The 16266-nt window shown below is 44.6% G+C and carries 14 protein-coding genes, 1 pseudogene and 1 riboswitch; of the genes and pseudogenes, 1 reads left to right on the top strand and 14 read right to left on the bottom strand.

Features of this window, described 5'->3' with window-relative positions; translation table 11 throughout:
• Nucleotides 1–79: 79 nt before the first annotated feature.
• The 13 genes from ACBP55_RS14100 to ACBP55_RS14040 form a co-directional block, all read right to left on the bottom strand.
• Entirely contained in the window at nucleotides 80–1204 is a 1125-nt protein-coding gene (locus ACBP55_RS14100; RefSeq protein WP_464652413.1) for an extracellular solute-binding protein, read from the bottom strand.
• Nucleotides 1173–1763 carry an extracellular solute-binding protein gene (locus ACBP55_RS14095; RefSeq protein WP_464652411.1) on the bottom strand — a complete coding sequence of 197 codons (591 nt, stop codon included), beginning with the start codon at nucleotides 1761–1763 and terminating at the stop codon, nucleotides 1173–1175. The genes ACBP55_RS14100 and ACBP55_RS14095 overlap by 32 nt, the downstream gene beginning before the upstream one ends.
• A 169-nt stretch (nucleotides 1764–1932) precedes the next feature.
• Entirely contained in the window at nucleotides 1933–2706 is a 774-nt protein-coding gene (locus tag ACBP55_RS14090) for a carbohydrate ABC transporter permease (protein WP_464652409.1), read from the bottom strand.
• Nucleotides 2707–2746: 40 nt separating this feature from the next.
• Nucleotides 2747–3709 (bottom strand): ABC transporter permease, encoded by a 963-nt coding sequence (locus tag ACBP55_RS14085; protein ID WP_464652407.1) that lies wholly within the window; start codon nucleotides 3707–3709, stop codon nucleotides 2747–2749.
• Between the two features lie 162 nt (nucleotides 3710–3871).
• A complete protein-coding gene (locus ACBP55_RS14080) occupies nucleotides 3872–5494 on the bottom strand; it encodes a response regulator (protein ID WP_464652405.1) in 1623 nt (540 codons plus the stop codon).
• Nucleotides 5487–7220: a sensor histidine kinase gene (locus ACBP55_RS14075; protein WP_464652403.1), complete on the bottom strand. Its 1734-nt coding sequence runs from the start codon at nucleotides 7218–7220 to the stop codon at nucleotides 5487–5489. Before ACBP55_RS14075 ends, ACBP55_RS14080 begins: the two co-directional genes overlap by 8 nt.
• Before the next feature lie 391 nt (nucleotides 7221–7611).
• On the bottom strand, nucleotides 7612–9324 hold the full coding sequence (locus tag ACBP55_RS14070) for an adenine deaminase C-terminal domain-containing protein (RefSeq protein ID WP_464652401.1): 1713 nt from the start codon (nucleotides 9322–9324) through the stop codon (nucleotides 7612–7614).
• Nucleotides 9325–9345: 21 nt separating this feature from the next.
• A complete protein-coding gene (locus ACBP55_RS14065) occupies nucleotides 9346–10407 on the bottom strand; it encodes an ABC transporter ATP-binding protein (protein WP_464652399.1) in 1062 nt (353 codons plus the stop codon).
• A gap of 15 nt (nucleotides 10408–10422) precedes the next feature.
• On the bottom strand, nucleotides 10423–11211 hold the full coding sequence (locus ACBP55_RS14060; RefSeq protein ID WP_464652398.1) for an ABC transporter permease: 789 nt from the start codon (nucleotides 11209–11211) through the stop codon (nucleotides 10423–10425).
• Between the two features lie 4 nt (nucleotides 11212–11215).
• Nucleotides 11216–12037: an ABC transporter permease gene (locus ACBP55_RS14055; protein WP_029193778.1), complete on the bottom strand. Its 822-nt coding sequence runs from the start codon at nucleotides 12035–12037 to the stop codon at nucleotides 11216–11218.
• Nucleotides 12038–12064: 27 nt separating this feature from the next.
• On the bottom strand, nucleotides 12065–12997 hold the full coding sequence (locus tag ACBP55_RS14050; RefSeq protein WP_464652396.1) for a nucleoside hydrolase: 933 nt from the start codon (nucleotides 12995–12997) through the stop codon (nucleotides 12065–12067).
• Between the two features lie 69 nt (nucleotides 12998–13066).
• On the bottom strand, nucleotides 13067–14176 hold the full coding sequence (locus tag ACBP55_RS14045; protein WP_464652394.1) for an ABC transporter substrate-binding protein: 1110 nt from the start codon (nucleotides 14174–14176) through the stop codon (nucleotides 13067–13069).
• A 260-nt stretch (nucleotides 14177–14436) separates the two neighbouring features.
• Nucleotides 14437–14784, bottom strand: a complete 348-nt coding sequence (locus tag ACBP55_RS14040; RefSeq protein WP_173186261.1) for a DUF2294 domain-containing protein — start codon at nucleotides 14782–14784, stop codon at nucleotides 14437–14439.
• Nucleotides 14785–15115: 331 nt separating this feature from the next.
• Nucleotides 15116–15204, top strand: a riboswitch (cyclic di-GMP riboswitch).
• 129 nt (nucleotides 15205–15333) lie between these two features.
• Here ACBP55_RS14040 and ACBP55_RS14035 point away from each other — a divergent pair.
• Nucleotides 15334–15696, top strand: coding sequence for a response regulator (locus tag ACBP55_RS14035; RefSeq protein WP_464652393.1), 363 nt, complete (start codon nucleotides 15334–15336; stop codon nucleotides 15694–15696).
• A 150-nt stretch (nucleotides 15697–15846) separates the two neighbouring features.
• Here the strand turns inward: ACBP55_RS14035 and ACBP55_RS14030 are convergent.
• Nucleotides 15847–16199, bottom strand: a pseudogene (locus ACBP55_RS14030) (winged helix-turn-helix transcriptional regulator).
• Between the last annotated feature and the right edge of the window lie 67 nt (nucleotides 16200–16266).

Genomic DNA, 16266 nt, shown 5'->3' with positions numbered 1-16266 from the left:
GGCGTCGCATCTCGGCTGAACGAGAACGGGAGAGTCATGTAGCCTCTCCCGTCGTTCGCCGCCTGTGCGACTTTATGTTTTAGTTAGGCATTTGAAATTTCACAACGTCTTTGCCTTTTAGATTATCATTCGTGAATTTGATCGCTTCGCGATAGCCTGTTTTCACCATCTGCCCACGTAAATCATTAATGATTTTAAGTGCTGCCTCATCAGACTTAGCAAATATCGCTTCTTTCCAGGCATCAGTGGCTTTATCCATGGATGGCTTGAGCGATTCCCATTGAGGGGCTTTCGTAATGACATCCCAAGGATTATAGGCTGTAATGACTTTAATGCCGTTCGGTCGTAAAATTTTCCGCGCTTTCTCTAGAGAGGCCACGCGATTCTGATCGGCCCAGATGTCCCCGTTACCTTTGGAATTCGTGCGGTCTAGACCTGTCAAACTTTCGTAACCGACGCCAATCCCTTCGTTCTTTTTCAGCTTCCCGGTTTTGTCATTCACAAACTTATCAAACCATTCCTTTTTCGCTGTCGGTTTGCCGTTTTGCATATCCCAATGAACGCCTTGAACACCATAGCGAGTAAGCATGAAGCCTTCATCAGAAGCTAGGAAATCCAGCAGGCGCAGGGCCGCATCTACATCCTTTGCTTGCTTCGTAATGACAGTCACATTGTTGCCTTGCACGCCTAGATCAGCCGGACGGTTGGCTTCAGCGCCTGCTCTTTCAAGTGGACCTACTGGCACATAATCGCTGCCCGGGTGAGACTGGACGTAGTCCTTGGAGGCATCAAGAATAGCCGGGTAGTGAACTGCGAGGACGGCAACGCGCCCTTGCTTTACTTTCTCATTCGCGATTGGATCCGTCTGTGTGAACGCTTCGGGATCGAGCAACCCTTGAGAAATCAGCTTCCGATAATATAACGTGTAGTCTTCGTATTGTTTAGTAAAGAAATTATTCTCTAGAGAGCCGTCCCCTTTATCGAGGAAGCCGGAACCCATAAACATCTGATCGCCGATATTAACAGCCCAACCGTTGTGAAAGCCGCCGAGTGGAATGACCGGTTGACCGCTTTCTTTGAGACCCGCATCTTTGATTTTCTTCAAGAAATTGTATAAGTCGTCCTTTGTTTTGACGGACTGCGGGTCGACGCCTACTTTATCTGCAATGTCCTTACGAACATAGAAGCCGTACAGCCAGTCCATGGCATCCTTGTCCGTTGCCAGGGTGATTTTGATATAGCAAATATTTTTTGCCGCTATAGGCGTCAATCGCTTTTTCGTAAAGAGCAGGCGGTACGTTCTCTTTGGCGATTTCTTTGGCTAGGTTGGGATAATTGGCCAACTTGCCGGAGAGATCAACCAATTGACCCTCTTTGGCAGCTTTGACGATGCCATCCAGCTCACCGCCCCATGCCGGTCCCGTATATATATCAGGCAGGTCTTGCGTTGCGAAGATCGTGTTGACTTTCTCCACTTCGCTGCCTTTCGTGTATTCCATTTGAATCGTTACCCCGGTTTTCTCCTTAATCACTTTGGCGACGGCATTCATATCGCTCTCAGAACCACTGGAACCATTCCAGTTGTGCAAAACTTTAAGTGTGACCTCTTTCTTGGTATCCGTTTTGGCTGTAGTACTTGGACTTGTGCTTGAATTTGCGCTTGGGCTTGGAGACGTTTCTTCCTTTTGAGTACAACCTACTAAACCACCAGCAAGCGTTAATGCTAATACAACGGAAGCACCTCTAGACCATTTCTTTTTCATGAGAACCCTCCTTCATTCATATATGATAAGCCCCCCAAAATCGAGGACAGCTAACCCTTAACGGAGCCTAGCAAGACGCCCTTGACAAAGTACTTTTGCAAGAATGGGTATATGCATAAAATCGGGAAGACCGTGATAACCAAGAGTGCCATCCGTAACGATTCCGGCGTTAACCGGCTGGATTCATACTAATCGTTTGTCCTCCTTGCTGCGCTGCCCGCTGCATCGAATTCGAGAGTGCTTCCGCTTCCGTCAGCATTTGCTGCAGCAGTGTTTGAACAGGAACTAGGTTTTTGTTGGATACGTAGTAAGCCCCAGCAAACCAATCATTCCAATGTGCGACACCTATGAACAAACTTATTGTTGCAAGCACTGGACCTGATAAAGGCAGGATAATTTTCAAAAAAATTGTGAAATCGCCGTATCCGTCAATGCGTGCCGATTCGTCCAGCTCTTCCGGTATCCCCTGCAGGAACGTCCGGATGATGACGATATGCATGAAGTTGAATAACATCGGAATGATATACACCCAGAAAGTGTTGATCAGATGCAGCTTTTGCAGTGTGATGAAGTAAGGAATGAATCCCGCGCTGAAGATCGTTGGCAAGAAGATATAGAAGGTGAAAAACGTTCTCCCCGGCAGTGTTTTCTTCGACAATGCGTAAGCCATAAGGGTACACAAAAGCACGTGTAGAAATGTGCCGAGAATCGTGCGCAGAAGTGTAATTTTATAAGCTTGCCAGATGCGAGGGTTATGGAACACTTGCGCATAGTTATCTAAGGTAAACTGCCGAGGCCAGAAATACAGCGCACCCTGCATGGAGTCATTTCCATCGTTTAACGAGTACACAAGAATGTAAATAAACGGGTAGATCATCGAGAAACCGATCAGTGCCAGGATGATATAATTTAGTGTGCTGAATAAGGATATATCGCGCTTCATCTCATCACTTCCTTAGCGTCTTCGTGAGTAAATACATGCTTTAAAAAAGGGACACGTCGCTGTATTTCTTAGCGATTCGGTTGACGACCAGAATCATCACCAGACCGATAATGCTTTGGAACAAACCAACGGCTGCCGCATAACTGAGTCGACCTCCACTAATACCGGAAGTGATGACATGCACATCGAGGACACTCCCGATTCGGGCTGTTGCCGGCCCATTCAAGAGTAGCAATTGTTCGTATCCGGCGCTCATCAAGCCGCCGACGGAGAGAATAAAGAGAATCACGGCAATGTTGCGAATACCCGGGAGCGTGACATGCCACATTTGCCGAAAACGGTTCGCGCCGTCAATCTTTGCCGCTTCGTACAATTGCTGATCAATCCCGGCTATGGCCGCCATATAGATGATGGAATTCCATCCTATGTTTTTCCATACATCAGACCCCAATATCATGGGATAAAACCATGTTGTGTTGTAAAGGAATTGAATGCGTTCCATGCCTAGTGAGGCAAGCAGGTCATTCAACGGTCCGCCGTAAGGAGTTAGGAGGCGCTGCATCAATGTCACGACTACGACCCAAGAAACGAAGTAAGGTAAGTAGGAAAGGGTCTGGACAACCTTTTTGAATTTCACTCTGCGAACTTCATTCAGAAGAATCGCGAGAATAATTGGCATGGGGAAACCGATAAGAAGCTTTGACAAACTGATCACAATGGTGTTCCGGATAAGCTCTGTAGCTTGATAGTAATCGAAGAATTGGCGAAAGTATTTCAAGCCGGCCCAAGGACTTCCTGAGAAGCCGCCGGTGAACGTAAAATTACGAAACGCCACTTGAATTCCGTAGAGGGGAACGTAAGAAAAGATGAAGAACCAAATGATGCCTGGCAGCATGAATAAGTAAAATACTTTATGCTGCCAGATGCGTTTCCACAGCAAACGCTTGAATGACATCGATTTTCGGGTTTGAACTTCGGTCATAGAATTTGTCAATGATTCCATTGTAAGCGTTTTACCTCCTTATTGGACTTATTCATAGGTTCCATTTGATATATTTATTATATCAGCTATGAATTCCCGCTCGGTAGTCCAAATATTTATGATCAGGTATCACTTTCTTTTGAATTTGTCATGTTTTTTGGATTCACACTTCAACTTGAATTTTCACTTCATCTTGAGCCGTTCCCTGAACTGCGTCGGCGTCATCTTGTAGTAATCTTTGAATACCTTTGTAAAATAGCGGTAACTTTGGTATCCGACCTCATCCCCAACTTGAGCGACGGTTAATGCCGTTCCTTCAAGAAGTTCCAAGCTCTTCTCCATGCGAAGCCGAACGAGAGAATCCACGAAGTTATAACCCTTCTCTTGCTTAAATAAGGTGCTGAAATAAGAAGCACTGATCCCCACATATTCAGCGACTTCATGAAGGGAAATATCCCGAGACAGCTTGATCTTCATGTATTCAATGCCTTTAGAGACCGGCGACAGAGAAAGGGCTTCGATAGCGATCGATTGCAGCATAAACTGAATCAATTCTTTCGCCTTCTCGGCAAGCTCAGCATACGTTTCCTGACAACGGATTTCCTCAATAAACATTTCCATGACTTCACTCGTCACAGGAAGTGATTTAACTTCCCTCAGCTGACGAAACAGATTAACGAGCATCTCGCCCACGATGAAGCGTATGGCATCCTCCGATTCCCCGCTGCTGCACAAGCTACGCAGAAATTCAGTAAAGAGTCCATAACCCCCTTGCTCGTCACCATGCTTGAAGGCGATTATGAGTTTTTTTTCAAGCTCAGACGGGTAGAAGCCTTCGCTTTGTCCTTGCGGTGATGGATGATATAGATTGACAGACCCTTTACCCGTGAAAAATTTACGCCTAAGCGCCTTAAACGCTTGTTCATAGGCCTCAGGAACATTGGAAATACCCTCGAACCGTTGACTGCATCCCACTGAAAGCTGAACGCTAAATAACCGCAAATAATTGTTTAAGCCCTCTTGGAAAGCTTGGCCTGCTAGAAGCCCTTTGTTATCGATCTCACTTTCTGGTCCTGCTTCAAGGAGAAAAACGTAACGGTTCGGCGGCAACAGCACAGAATCCACCGCTCCGTACTTGTGAGAAATTTCATCCAAGATATTATGAACGATGAAACGGCATAGTTTCTGATCTTCATCGTTATAATGATCGGTGAACTTAGCGTAATCATCGAATTCCGCGACAAGCATAAGAAATGAGACATTCACGATGTCTAAATGAGCGTCAAATGGATTGAACCACCGCTCTGGAGTGATTACGTTGTCTTTACGTGTCAGCCAGCGCTCATACATTTGCGCTTTTTGGAGTAATGCCTTCTCCTTCTGCATTTGATTCGCATATTGGATTTTCGTCGATTGCAAATGCCGCTCATCCAGTCTTCGCGCAATGACCTCGAATACTTCTGTTAACTGCTCTTTGGTCACGGGCTTCAGTAAATAATCACGCACGTCAAGCTTAATGGCCTGCTGTGCATAATCGAATTCCCCAAAACCGCTAAGAATGACAATTTCCACAGGCTCACCCGGGAGCGATCTGATGCGCTCTGTTAGTTCCAAACCATCCATATAGGGCATCCGGATATCGGTCATCACCACATCCACTTCAGGACGATCCTTCATGATTTCCCATGCTTGCTGTCCATCTTCCACAATCGCAATGACTTCAAAACCATTTTTCTCCCAATTAATAACTTTAGTGAACCACTTGCGTGTTGATAATTCGTCCTCCACAATAAGCAGCTTATACATGTTCAACCTCCTCAAGCACTGGCAGCGTTAATACAACATCCGTCCCTTTCCCCAGCTCCGACTTAATTGACAAGCCATACTCACTGCCGAAATACATCCGAATTCGACTGTTCACATTGTACAATCCGATGCCCTTGCTGGGTGAATGATCACTTAGCAGCGTTTCTGCTTGTGCCTTCGTCATCCCCACACCATTGTCACGAACGGTCACGATGACAGCTTGCTCCGTCAGCTCGCCTATCACGGTCACAGAACCTCTTGCCATCCCCTTCAACCCATGCTGGATCGCATTTTCCAGGAGAGGCTGAAGGATAATTTTCAAGGTATAAAGACTTGGTATCCGCGAATCTATTTGCCATTCGATCGTATGTCGAGCACCGAAACGGATTTCTAGAATCTTTAAATAACAATTGGCGTGATCAATTTCTTGTTCGAAAAGGATGGTGTTACTTCCCTTGGATACCGAAATTCGAAAAAGGTCTGCTAGTGCGACGACCATGCCAATGGCTGTCTGCTTCTCGTCCATATCAATCTCATTCTTGATTGCATCCAATGTATTGTATAGGAAATGAGGATTAATCTGAGCTTGTAAAAAATTGAGCTCCATTTCCCTTCTTTCCAGCTTTTCCACATAGTTTTGGTGAATGAGGTCTCGCAAATTATCGAGCATGTTATCAAAATTTCGATCAAGTTCATCAATCTCATCGCCTTTAACACGGACTCTGCGGCTCGTAGAGAGCACCCCTCTGCCTACCCGGGATACTTTGGCGTGGAGACGTCGGATCCCGCGGGTCAGCTGACGGGTGATAAGCAAGGTTAGAAAAGAGAAAATAATCATGCAAATGATGCTGACTGTCAAAATCGTTTGGCGAATTTCATTCACTTTGGATTGAATCGACGCTTTGGGTACAAGTAGATACATCGTCCAGTCCACATTCTGGAGCTTGCGGTACCACATGACATAGTCGGTTCCTTGCATATGTAGGTTCAGCTCGGACTCTGAGCTTCGATCCGCACTCGTCCGTTCGACGATTTCCTGTGGAAGCGGCTTGCCAAGTTGATCGGTGTCAGGGTTAAACATGATGGTTCCATTACTATCTGCAATGATTAGGCTTCCACTTGCGTCTACTGCTTTGCTGCCCATCGTTTCCTGTACATACGTCACGGAAGGGATCTGGATCGTTAGCTTTATGTAACCAATTTTCTTAAACTCCCCGATGCTGTAAATCGGACGCACCAACGCATAATAATATTTGCCGTCATACTGTTCAAGTATCCAAAACTTCGAGTCCGGTATTTCATTCAAGCCGAGAACCCTTCGAAGCCTATCTACTGGAAAAAGGTATACGCCATCGGACATAACATCCGGTGATGTGGAGAAAAATTCGATGCTCTCGACATCGGTCGCCTGATAGGCTTGGATAAACCGGACGGCACGAGAGATTTCCCGGTTCATGATAATGACGCCTTTTTCCCGGTATACTTCGGGTTCTGAAAGTACGTTTTGAACGGACTCTGACACCGTTAAATTGTCAAGAATGCTTTCATAGAAGCGGATATTGTAGTAAATGCCGTTGTTGGATTGGACTAGGATCTTTTGATAAGAATCAGATACGTACCGGATAATGAGGTCTGACATTTGATTAAGGAAGTAATTCGTTAACCCTACGATTGGAAGTAAAATAGTAACCAAATATACGATCATTAATTTTTTGTGCAGCTTCATGCATGTCTGTCCCCCTTAAGCCTAAGTAAGCGTATCAATCACTTCATTTCCCTAAGGGGACAGATATTTCCTTTATGGTAATAATTAACAAATGGGTTTATTGTGGAATAAGCACCGAAACATTATCGATCTGCACAGTCGCATTATCGTCGTACCATGACTAGATTGACTTGGTATTTGAATTATACATTATATTCACAATATATTATACATGTCATTTAGATCATTTGAACCATCCATAATCGCTTCATTTCGGTCATGGTTCGACATAATAAACTCCTAAACAGAATGGAAGGCTGGGCCTCAGATCCTATGTGATCGATTGTTATCCATGAACGAAAAAAAAGCCAAGCCACAATGGTAATAACCATCCATGACTTAGCTTTCTCAATTAATTGTGTATGATTAAAGGCACAACTTTCCCTTCATTTACATCAATTAAACCAAAATCCGTTATTTTCAATGCTGGACTAACCGGTAAAGAATGCGTACTGATCGACATGATCGGATTATAATGACGGTAGCCTAATGATTCCATAGCCTTGCGCAGCTGCTCAACTTCCTTGGCGACTTGCTCCAAAGGGACTTCGGTCAAAATACCGCCGACAGGCAGCTCAAGACTAGCGATCACCTCGCCATTCTCAACTACGCTAAAGCCCCCTTGATTCTTGATGACCTCATTCACAGCGATCATCATATCGACGGGATTGTGTCCGACAACAAGCATGTTATGGTTATCGTGAGAATAAGTCGTTGCTACGGCTCCTCGTTTGATCGTATCACCGCCGATTAAACCATAAGCGCGATTCCCGTTTTTTCCGTAGCGTTCAAACGTAGCAATGAGTCCATAGCCGCTATCCTGCCAGTTAAGCTTCCCTTGACGAACCTCTACATCGACCTGCTGCTCCTCTGTAAACGTGGATCCATCTTTCACCATCATTGCTCTGCAAGCATACCAGCCATCCGCTATTTCTGTGCTCACTGAGAAATCCGCATCAGTTAACGGCGACATATGAACGCTTTGATAATAGTGGTCGGGAAAAGCGGGTGAATGGACGGTTGGCTCGTAGGGTTCGTTCACATCATAGACCTTGCGGCCATGCTTGTACACTTGGTCGATCGTCAGCTGCTCCAGATCGGATATCAGTTGAAAATCGCCAATTTTACCTGGCGCAATAACGCCGCGATCATACATCCGCATTCTTTTGGCTGGAGAAAGTGTGCTGGCATAAATGGCCTGCTCAGGCTTCATGCCCATGCCGATCGCTTTACGAACAAGGTGATTCAAGTGCCCCCGACGCTCGAAGGAGTCAGCCATCACATCATCGGTAACAAAGCAATAGTGCTCGGATACCTCATGCTCCATCAAATACGCCATCACTTCAGGCGTCATCGATTTTTCTTGAATTTCAATAAACATCCCCGCAGCGATTCGAGCTTCCATCCCCTCGATCGATTGATGTGTATGATCGGAATCTACCCCGCTAAAGATCATTCGATGCAAGTCCAGATCCAATAGTTTCGGGACATGCCCTTCAATAATCAGATGAGGATAATGAGTACGGATATGATGTAAAATGTGGTTCGTTTTGCAATCGGGATCCGTTATCACATCTACGTAGTTCATGATTTCGCCTAAACAAATGATGCGTTCTGAACGAAGCAGCTCGTCCAAATCCTCGATTTCAATCGAGCCTCCGGTCGTTTCCATCGATGTGGCAGGAACTGAGCTCGGGATGGCGTAAAACATGTCCGCCACACAGTGCTGGCTAGCTTTAATGAATTCCTTCACCCCGTCAAGTCCGAAGACGTTGGCGATCTCATGAGGTTCTGGAACAATGGTTGTAACACCGTTGCGAATGAGTCCGTAAGAGAACGTCTCCGGCGTAACCATCGTGCTTTCGATATGCAGATGGATATCAATGAGGCCGGGAATCATATAACGTCCTTGTCCGTCCAAATGCTCGGCCGCCTCGAAGCTATCGGCAGCCCGTTCCCCGATATATAGAAATCTTCCATCCAAGATCGCTGCATTGCCTAGGATGAATGTTTTAAAATAACTATTATAAATTCGTACATTCTCAATCAGTAAATCTACACGCATCTGTCTTCGCCTCCAAGTACATTACTCAACTAGAACTAATTTCTCGCTAGGAAAAAGAAGCCGGACCACTTGACCATTCTGGTATGGAAGCTCCATTTCTTTATTCACTGTGAAATTCCCCAGCTCCGTCTCGACAACGTATTGATAGCTTCTTCCAAGGAAGGTGCTGACCTTGACACGACCAGCCAATCGATTCGCTCCTGCCTCGATTTCATCAGCCTTTCCAATCACGACATCATCCGGGCGAATTGCGCCTTGCTTGCCCAGCTGTTCTCCTTTACTTGCATGCTTCGTAACGGCGAACATATAGTCTTTCACCTTCAACGCAATCTCATCGTTTCCATCGAACCTTGAATCGAAGCTTATAAAATTCGTAAAACCAATAAACCGAGCCACAAACTCCGTTTTTGGATATTTAAATATCGCCGCTGGAGCACCCAGCTGTTCAATGATGCCTTTATTCATAATCGCAACTTGATCGGAGATGGAGAAGCACTCTTCCTGATCATGCGATACATAGACTGTAGTAATTCCAAGCTCCTGCTGAATACGGCGGATTTCCACCCGCATGTTAATGCGCAGATTCGCGTCCAAATTGCTAAGCGGCTCATCGAAGAGCAGCAGTTCCGGCTCGATTACAAGCGCCCTGGCAATAGCAACCCGTTGTCTTTGGCCGCCAGAGAGCTCCTTCGGAAACCGCTTTTCGAAGCCGGACAAGCTTACGATATCCAGGATATTCCGAACCCGCCGATCGATCTCTGCCCCGCTCACTTTCCGAAGACGCAGACCGAAAGCTACATTATCATAAATGGATAAGTGCGGAAACAAAGCATAGCTCTGAAACACGAATCCGAAGTTCCGTTTGTTGACGGGAACGTGCGTATAATCTTTTCCGTTTAGCGAAAATTTGCCCGCCTTTGCCTCTATGAATCCTGCGATTAGCCGCAAAGTCGTCGTTTTCCCGCATCCACTTGGACCAAGCAGCGAGATCAGACTTCCTTTTTCAACGCTGAGGTTGAAGTCCTGCAGAATATATTGCTGGTCATAGGCAACCGATATATTTTCCAGTGATAGCAATGCCATGGGTGAAAGCCTCCGTTATCGTTTGGTGAAATAGGATAAACCCATCAACCGTTCAATGATGAACATAAGTACAGCAGTGAAGAGCATGAGTATGACAGATATCGCGGCAATTGTAGGGTCAAAATGATTCTCCACATACGTCAGCATCTGTATTGGCAGCGTACTGACTCCGGGACCCGTCATAAAGACCGAGATGTCGACATTATTAAATGATTCTAAAAATGCAATAAGAATGGCTGCGATAATACCGGACTTGATGTTCGGCAGGACGACTTTGAAAAAGGTTTTAAGCTGACCGGCGCCAAGACTTAATGCAGCTTCCTCAATCGCAAAATCAAAATTCGATAAGCTAGATGCAATAACGCGGATGATAAAAGGAAGCATAATCACGGTATGTCCAATCAGCAGTGCTGCATAGATCGGCAAGTGATAAGTGACGATAAGGTACTTAAGCATCGTAAACCCAAGCACGATACCTGGAATAAGCACCGGGGAAATAAAAATCGCATTCAGCGCTCCTTTTCCCTTAAACTCAAAACGGCTTAATGCATAAGCCGCTGGGATACCAAGCAGCAGTGCAAACAAATTACCGATCATCGATACGATAACAGAGGTACCCGCGGTCTTCATGAACATCTTGACTTCCAAAATGTTGCGGTACCATTTCAATGAGAATCCTGTCGGCGGGAATTTCAAAACACTCCCTGGCTCAAATGAAGCAAATGCAATAATGACGAGCGGCCCGAGCAAGAACATATAAACAAGAAGCGTAAATAAGGCCAGTCCTCGATTCTTCTCCCGCATACTTCTACCCCTTCGGATTTAATTTAGTAGCCAGTTTGTTCATAAGCGCGATAACCACGAAGGTGATCACGATCATAATCACGGCAATGACGGAGGCGAGATACCAATCGTTCAGAGTAATCGCATTCTGATAGAGGAATGTGGAAATGACCCGCTGCTTGCCTCCGAGCAAAGCCGGTGTCGTATAAGCTGTCAGGCTTCCGACAAAAACAAGGATACTGCCTATAATTAATCCGGGTACGCTAAGCGGCACGATGACCTTGACGAAAGCCGTAAATCGGTTGGCTCCAAGGCTCTCCGCCGCTTTGATCAGATCCGGATCTATATTCTCAAGAACACCGACCAACGTAATAATGATGAGCGGAAGAAACAAATGGAGAAGCCCAATCATCATCGCTGCAGGCGTGTACAAAATATCAAGCGGCTCTTGGATGAGACCAATGGCCATCAAGGCATTATTGAGCAGCCCTTTTTTACCTAAAATAATCATCCAGCTAAACGATCTGACAACCGAGCTTGTAAGCAGCGGAAAAATTGCTAATGCAAGTAAAATCGCCTTTTGTCTCGGACTTTGTTTGGAGATGAAGTAAGCTACTGGAAATCCAAGCAATATACAAAATAATGTGGTTACCAAGCTGACACGCAGCGTTGTCCATACGATTTTGAGAAAATAAGGGTCTTTAAAGAAATTCAAGTACCCTCCAAGCGTAAATGTCCCTTTATCGAAAAAGGTTGAACCTATTGTCAGTAGGATCGGTACCACCATGAAAATCGTCAGGAAAAGCAGTCCCGGTAGCAATAATAAAAATAAGAACTTTTTTTTCATGTAGCTTTACTCCTGTTCCTGGGTTCGCTAAGCACGCAGCGCGTTTATAAAAAGCTGGAGAAATTCGTCAGCCGATACATCCGTACACACATGAACATTCGCCTCTTTGGACAAGCGGTTCTGGAAGTCGCATACGGTTTGTCCGTCGCACAGCTCACTGCGGGTTTCGACATCTACGTAATAATGGCGCGTCGTGACCAGCTGTTTATTCAGAGCCACTCCGACTGCAAGTGGATCATGAAGCGCACAAGCCCGAACCCCATTACGTTCATAGTAACGTTTCATATAATTTGCGGTGCTTTCCTGAACATAACGGGCTATTGGAGAATCACCGAGCTCGCGGATATGATCATCGGTCAGCAGCGCTTTGCGCGTCACATCCAACCCTACAAGGGTTAAGGATGGAAAACCTGCCTGGAGAACAATCTTCGCAGCTTCCGGATCGACATACATGTTGTACTCCGCCGTGGGCGTTACATTGCCGAAGCCTTGAACGACGCCGCCCATCACAATCACTTCCTTGACCTGATGAATCAGATCAGGATGCTTCATAACCGCCAAAGCCAGATTCGTTAGCGGAACTGTCATAACTAAAGTGACTTCTCCGACATGCTCCCGCACTTGGTTTACGATAAAATCGGATGCGTGTCCAGCAGTCGTCTGCATATGAACCGGCAAATCGCTTAAAGCGCCGCCAAGCCCATCATTTCCGTGGACATGATGCTCAAAGTGAGAAGCTCGCATCAATGGCTTATCTGCCCCTTTAACCACAGGAATCTTCTCTTCCATCCCAAGCAGTTGGAGGATCTTGCATGTATTCTTGGTCGCTTGGTCCAGAGAAACGTTGCCATTCACGGTTGTAATTCCGAGCACACCCATATTTCCGCTGCGAACGGCCAACAGAATACCTAACGCATCATCCACACCCGTGTCTACATCTAGGATGACCTTCTTTTTCATGACTAAGCCCCCTTAAGTCCTATTGAAGAAATCAAGGGTATATTGGCACATACCCTTGATTGGTTTTATTTATTGAGCAACTTCCTTGTTAAAACGGGCAATCCATCCCTTTAGATTCTGATTAACGAATTTCATATCCAATTTACGAAGTTTACTCACAACGTCTGCGCCATAGGTAATCCCCGTAGCTTCTTCAGGCGAAAGCTGAAGTGTCGTGTTTACAGGTGAATCTACTTTCGCTTTCGCTGATTTCTCCTGCACTTCCTTGCTCAAATGCCAGTTGATGAAATCCTCAGCCAGCTGCTTATTTTTACTACCTTTAATCACGTTGACCGTGTTCATAACGGCATAAGCTCCTTCTTGCGGGGAGACGAACTTCGTTTCTGGCACAGCCGCTTTCAAATCCTTCACATACATTTCCATGATAGGACCCGCTGCAATTTCCCCTTGCGAGAACATGTTAACGAATTCGGAGGTTTGGCCGTAGTATTTAACGACTCCTTTGTTCAGTTCCTTAACTTTAGCAAAAGCTTGATCTTCGTTAAAAGTCGTGTTGCCCGCAACCACAGATGCTGCATCCAAGACCATTGGGCCTGTTGTAGCCGTGATGTTAGGAAGAGTCAGCTTCTTGGAAAGCTCAGGACTCCAGAGGTCGCTCCATGACTTGATCTCTTTGGTAGTTGCTTTCGGATTGTAGGCAATACCGAGTCGACCTACTGTGTAGGCAGGACCGTAATCTTCACCCAGTGGCGCCTTGGCCAAATCATAGATGTCTTTCAAATTCGGAATGCGGCTGCGATCGATTTTATCGAAAAGTCCCGCTTCAATTCCTTGTTGTGCGTAATAGTCAGATAAATAAATGAGATCCACGCTCGAGCTGCCTTGTTTCACTTTGTTCAAACGTTCTGCGTTATTGCCTATTTCCAGAACAATCTTTGCGTTATGCTCTTTCTCAAACGGCGCGTACACTTCTTTCTTGAAGAAGTCATCCGAAAACCCCCAGGTGGAAATGACTAAAGTTGTAGGTTCCCCTTTGGATGCCGCTGTGGCAGCTGCTGTGGGTGCTGTTGTAGCTCCACTTGTATTGCTCTGGTCTTTCGCAGGCGCTGTGCCGCAACCTGTCAAGGCTAGTCCTACTACAGATAAAGAAATTAAACCACGAACCATTTTTTGTTTCATTATTCATCGTCCTCCCAGTTTTATCATGTATGATTTTAATGCGTGAATCCCCTGTTAAATTTTTACTAGTATTCTTCAAGACCCTATATCTATGCGCGTCTCGATCTAAATGCAATATGAAAAAAAAAAGAAAAGTACCCTTGTTAGAAAGAAGCTTCTAATCAAGAGCACTCTTCATTGTAAACAATGCAAAGTGACATCTATTGGTATACATGTGGTTTCCTCTTAAGATAAATCAAAAGAGAACACCGTCGATCAAACTATTCGGTTTGTTTAAGAATAATATTCGTTATTGCCCATTGCGTCGGCGGATCATAGTCCCTTAATACGGCATCCATGGATAAGCCAAGTTCTTGCTCCAGCCTTTCCCGGATTCTCTTCTTATATATGGAGGACATATAAAAATCGACTTCGTGTTTGAGCGTTGGCGCCTCGCCTTCTAATGCGGTTGAACGCGGTGAGCGGCGATGCTTGGCATGAAAAGTAATAATGTTTTGTTCAATTGAAACCTTCAGCAGTGTTGTCCCAAACCCGAACAGCTCTTTGGATATTTCGTTATAGAGGTGACACAGCTTCTTCTTGTATTCATTAGAATCTAGTTGTGGCATGGAATCACCTTCAAGATTAATTATCAACCCTTATGCATGTAAAATCTATCTTAATAATACATAGGATTTCAGAATTAATCAAGAGAATCGTTCGTCTTTCTCACTAAAAAAGGGCATTATTTAACTACAACTCATCTAAATGATCCAATTTCCCGAATGTCTTACAAATTTTGATGCAAATGTTGGATCTTGCTTACAGGTACTTCATGCTTATCATGCATTTTTCCCTTAGAATGTGTATATTATTCAGGAATGATCACTTCCTTTACCACTAGTACTTTATTACTAGTAACTAGAGTGGTATACTTAAAAAAATAGCAATTCTTCTGTTATACGATAAGAGCAAAGCTAATGAAAATTAGTGACGCAAAGCTACAGGAGCTAAGGCGAATTACTTCGCTATGCTTGCCAGTTACCGAAGGAAGGGATATATCCACGACTCCCCTTATTCTTCTAATATGGGGAGTTTTTCTTATGTAACGAATTATTGTAGCCATCTATAACAGTAAACAGCTAGGTAGAAAGTCCCCCTGAAAGGTGATAATTATAATGGCGAGACTAATGGTTGTAGATGATTCTATGTTTATGCGATTGATGATTAAGAACATCCTCTTAGAACTTGGGCATGAAATTGTAGCGGAAGCATCGAATGGACTTGAGGCAATCTCTCTTTTCTTACAGCATTCTCCTGACATCATTACGTTGGATATTACAATGCCCGAGATGGATGGTATTACTGCTTTAAAGGAAATAAAGAATTACAATAGCGATTCAAAGATCATTATGGTGTCCGCAATGGGGCAACAATCATTTGTTATTGAGGCCATCACCCTTGGCGCTAAAGATTTTATTGTGAAGCCTTTTGATAAAGACAGAGTAGCTGAAGCTGTAAAAAAGGTACTGAATATATAGCTAGTTGGAAGTCGGGTGACTATCCCTTACAATCGATTGAAAACATAAAAAACAAAAAAAATGAGAAAGCAAGAATTCCTTGCCACCTCATTTTTTTGTTTTATGTGCCCCTGTGTGATTTTTTTCTTTGAACGGTTTTTTAGATATCTTTTACAAACTTATTCCAAATCTCTTTAATTCAACAAAAATGCTTTCCAATCTCTTTCCTTTTTCCGTTAACGTATATTCAACGCGAGGAGGTACTTCGGGAAATACTTTCCGTTCCACTACTCTATGTTCTTCTAGCACCTTAAGACGGAGCGAGAGCGTTTTGGGACTAATGCCATCCATAGATTTCAGTAGTTCGCTGAATCGCAGCGTACCTTCGATAAGAAGGTCCCGAATAATTAAAAAGGTCCATTTCGTCCCAATCACATCAAGTGTTTTGCAATGGGACAAGGCACGCCTGGTGTTCCTTTGGTTAATTCGATAGGTTCAACAACGCTCATAGAAAAATCCTCCATTAAAAAACAATCGATTTAGCCAATCATATCACAAAAGTAACTTTTCTTAAGTCCCTTTAGTAAAATA

It is taken from the genome of Paenibacillus sp. WG02, assembly GCF_055396115.1.
The sequence above is the reverse complement of the archived record's forward strand: the minus strand, read 5'-3'. Positions and strand labels throughout refer to the sequence as shown.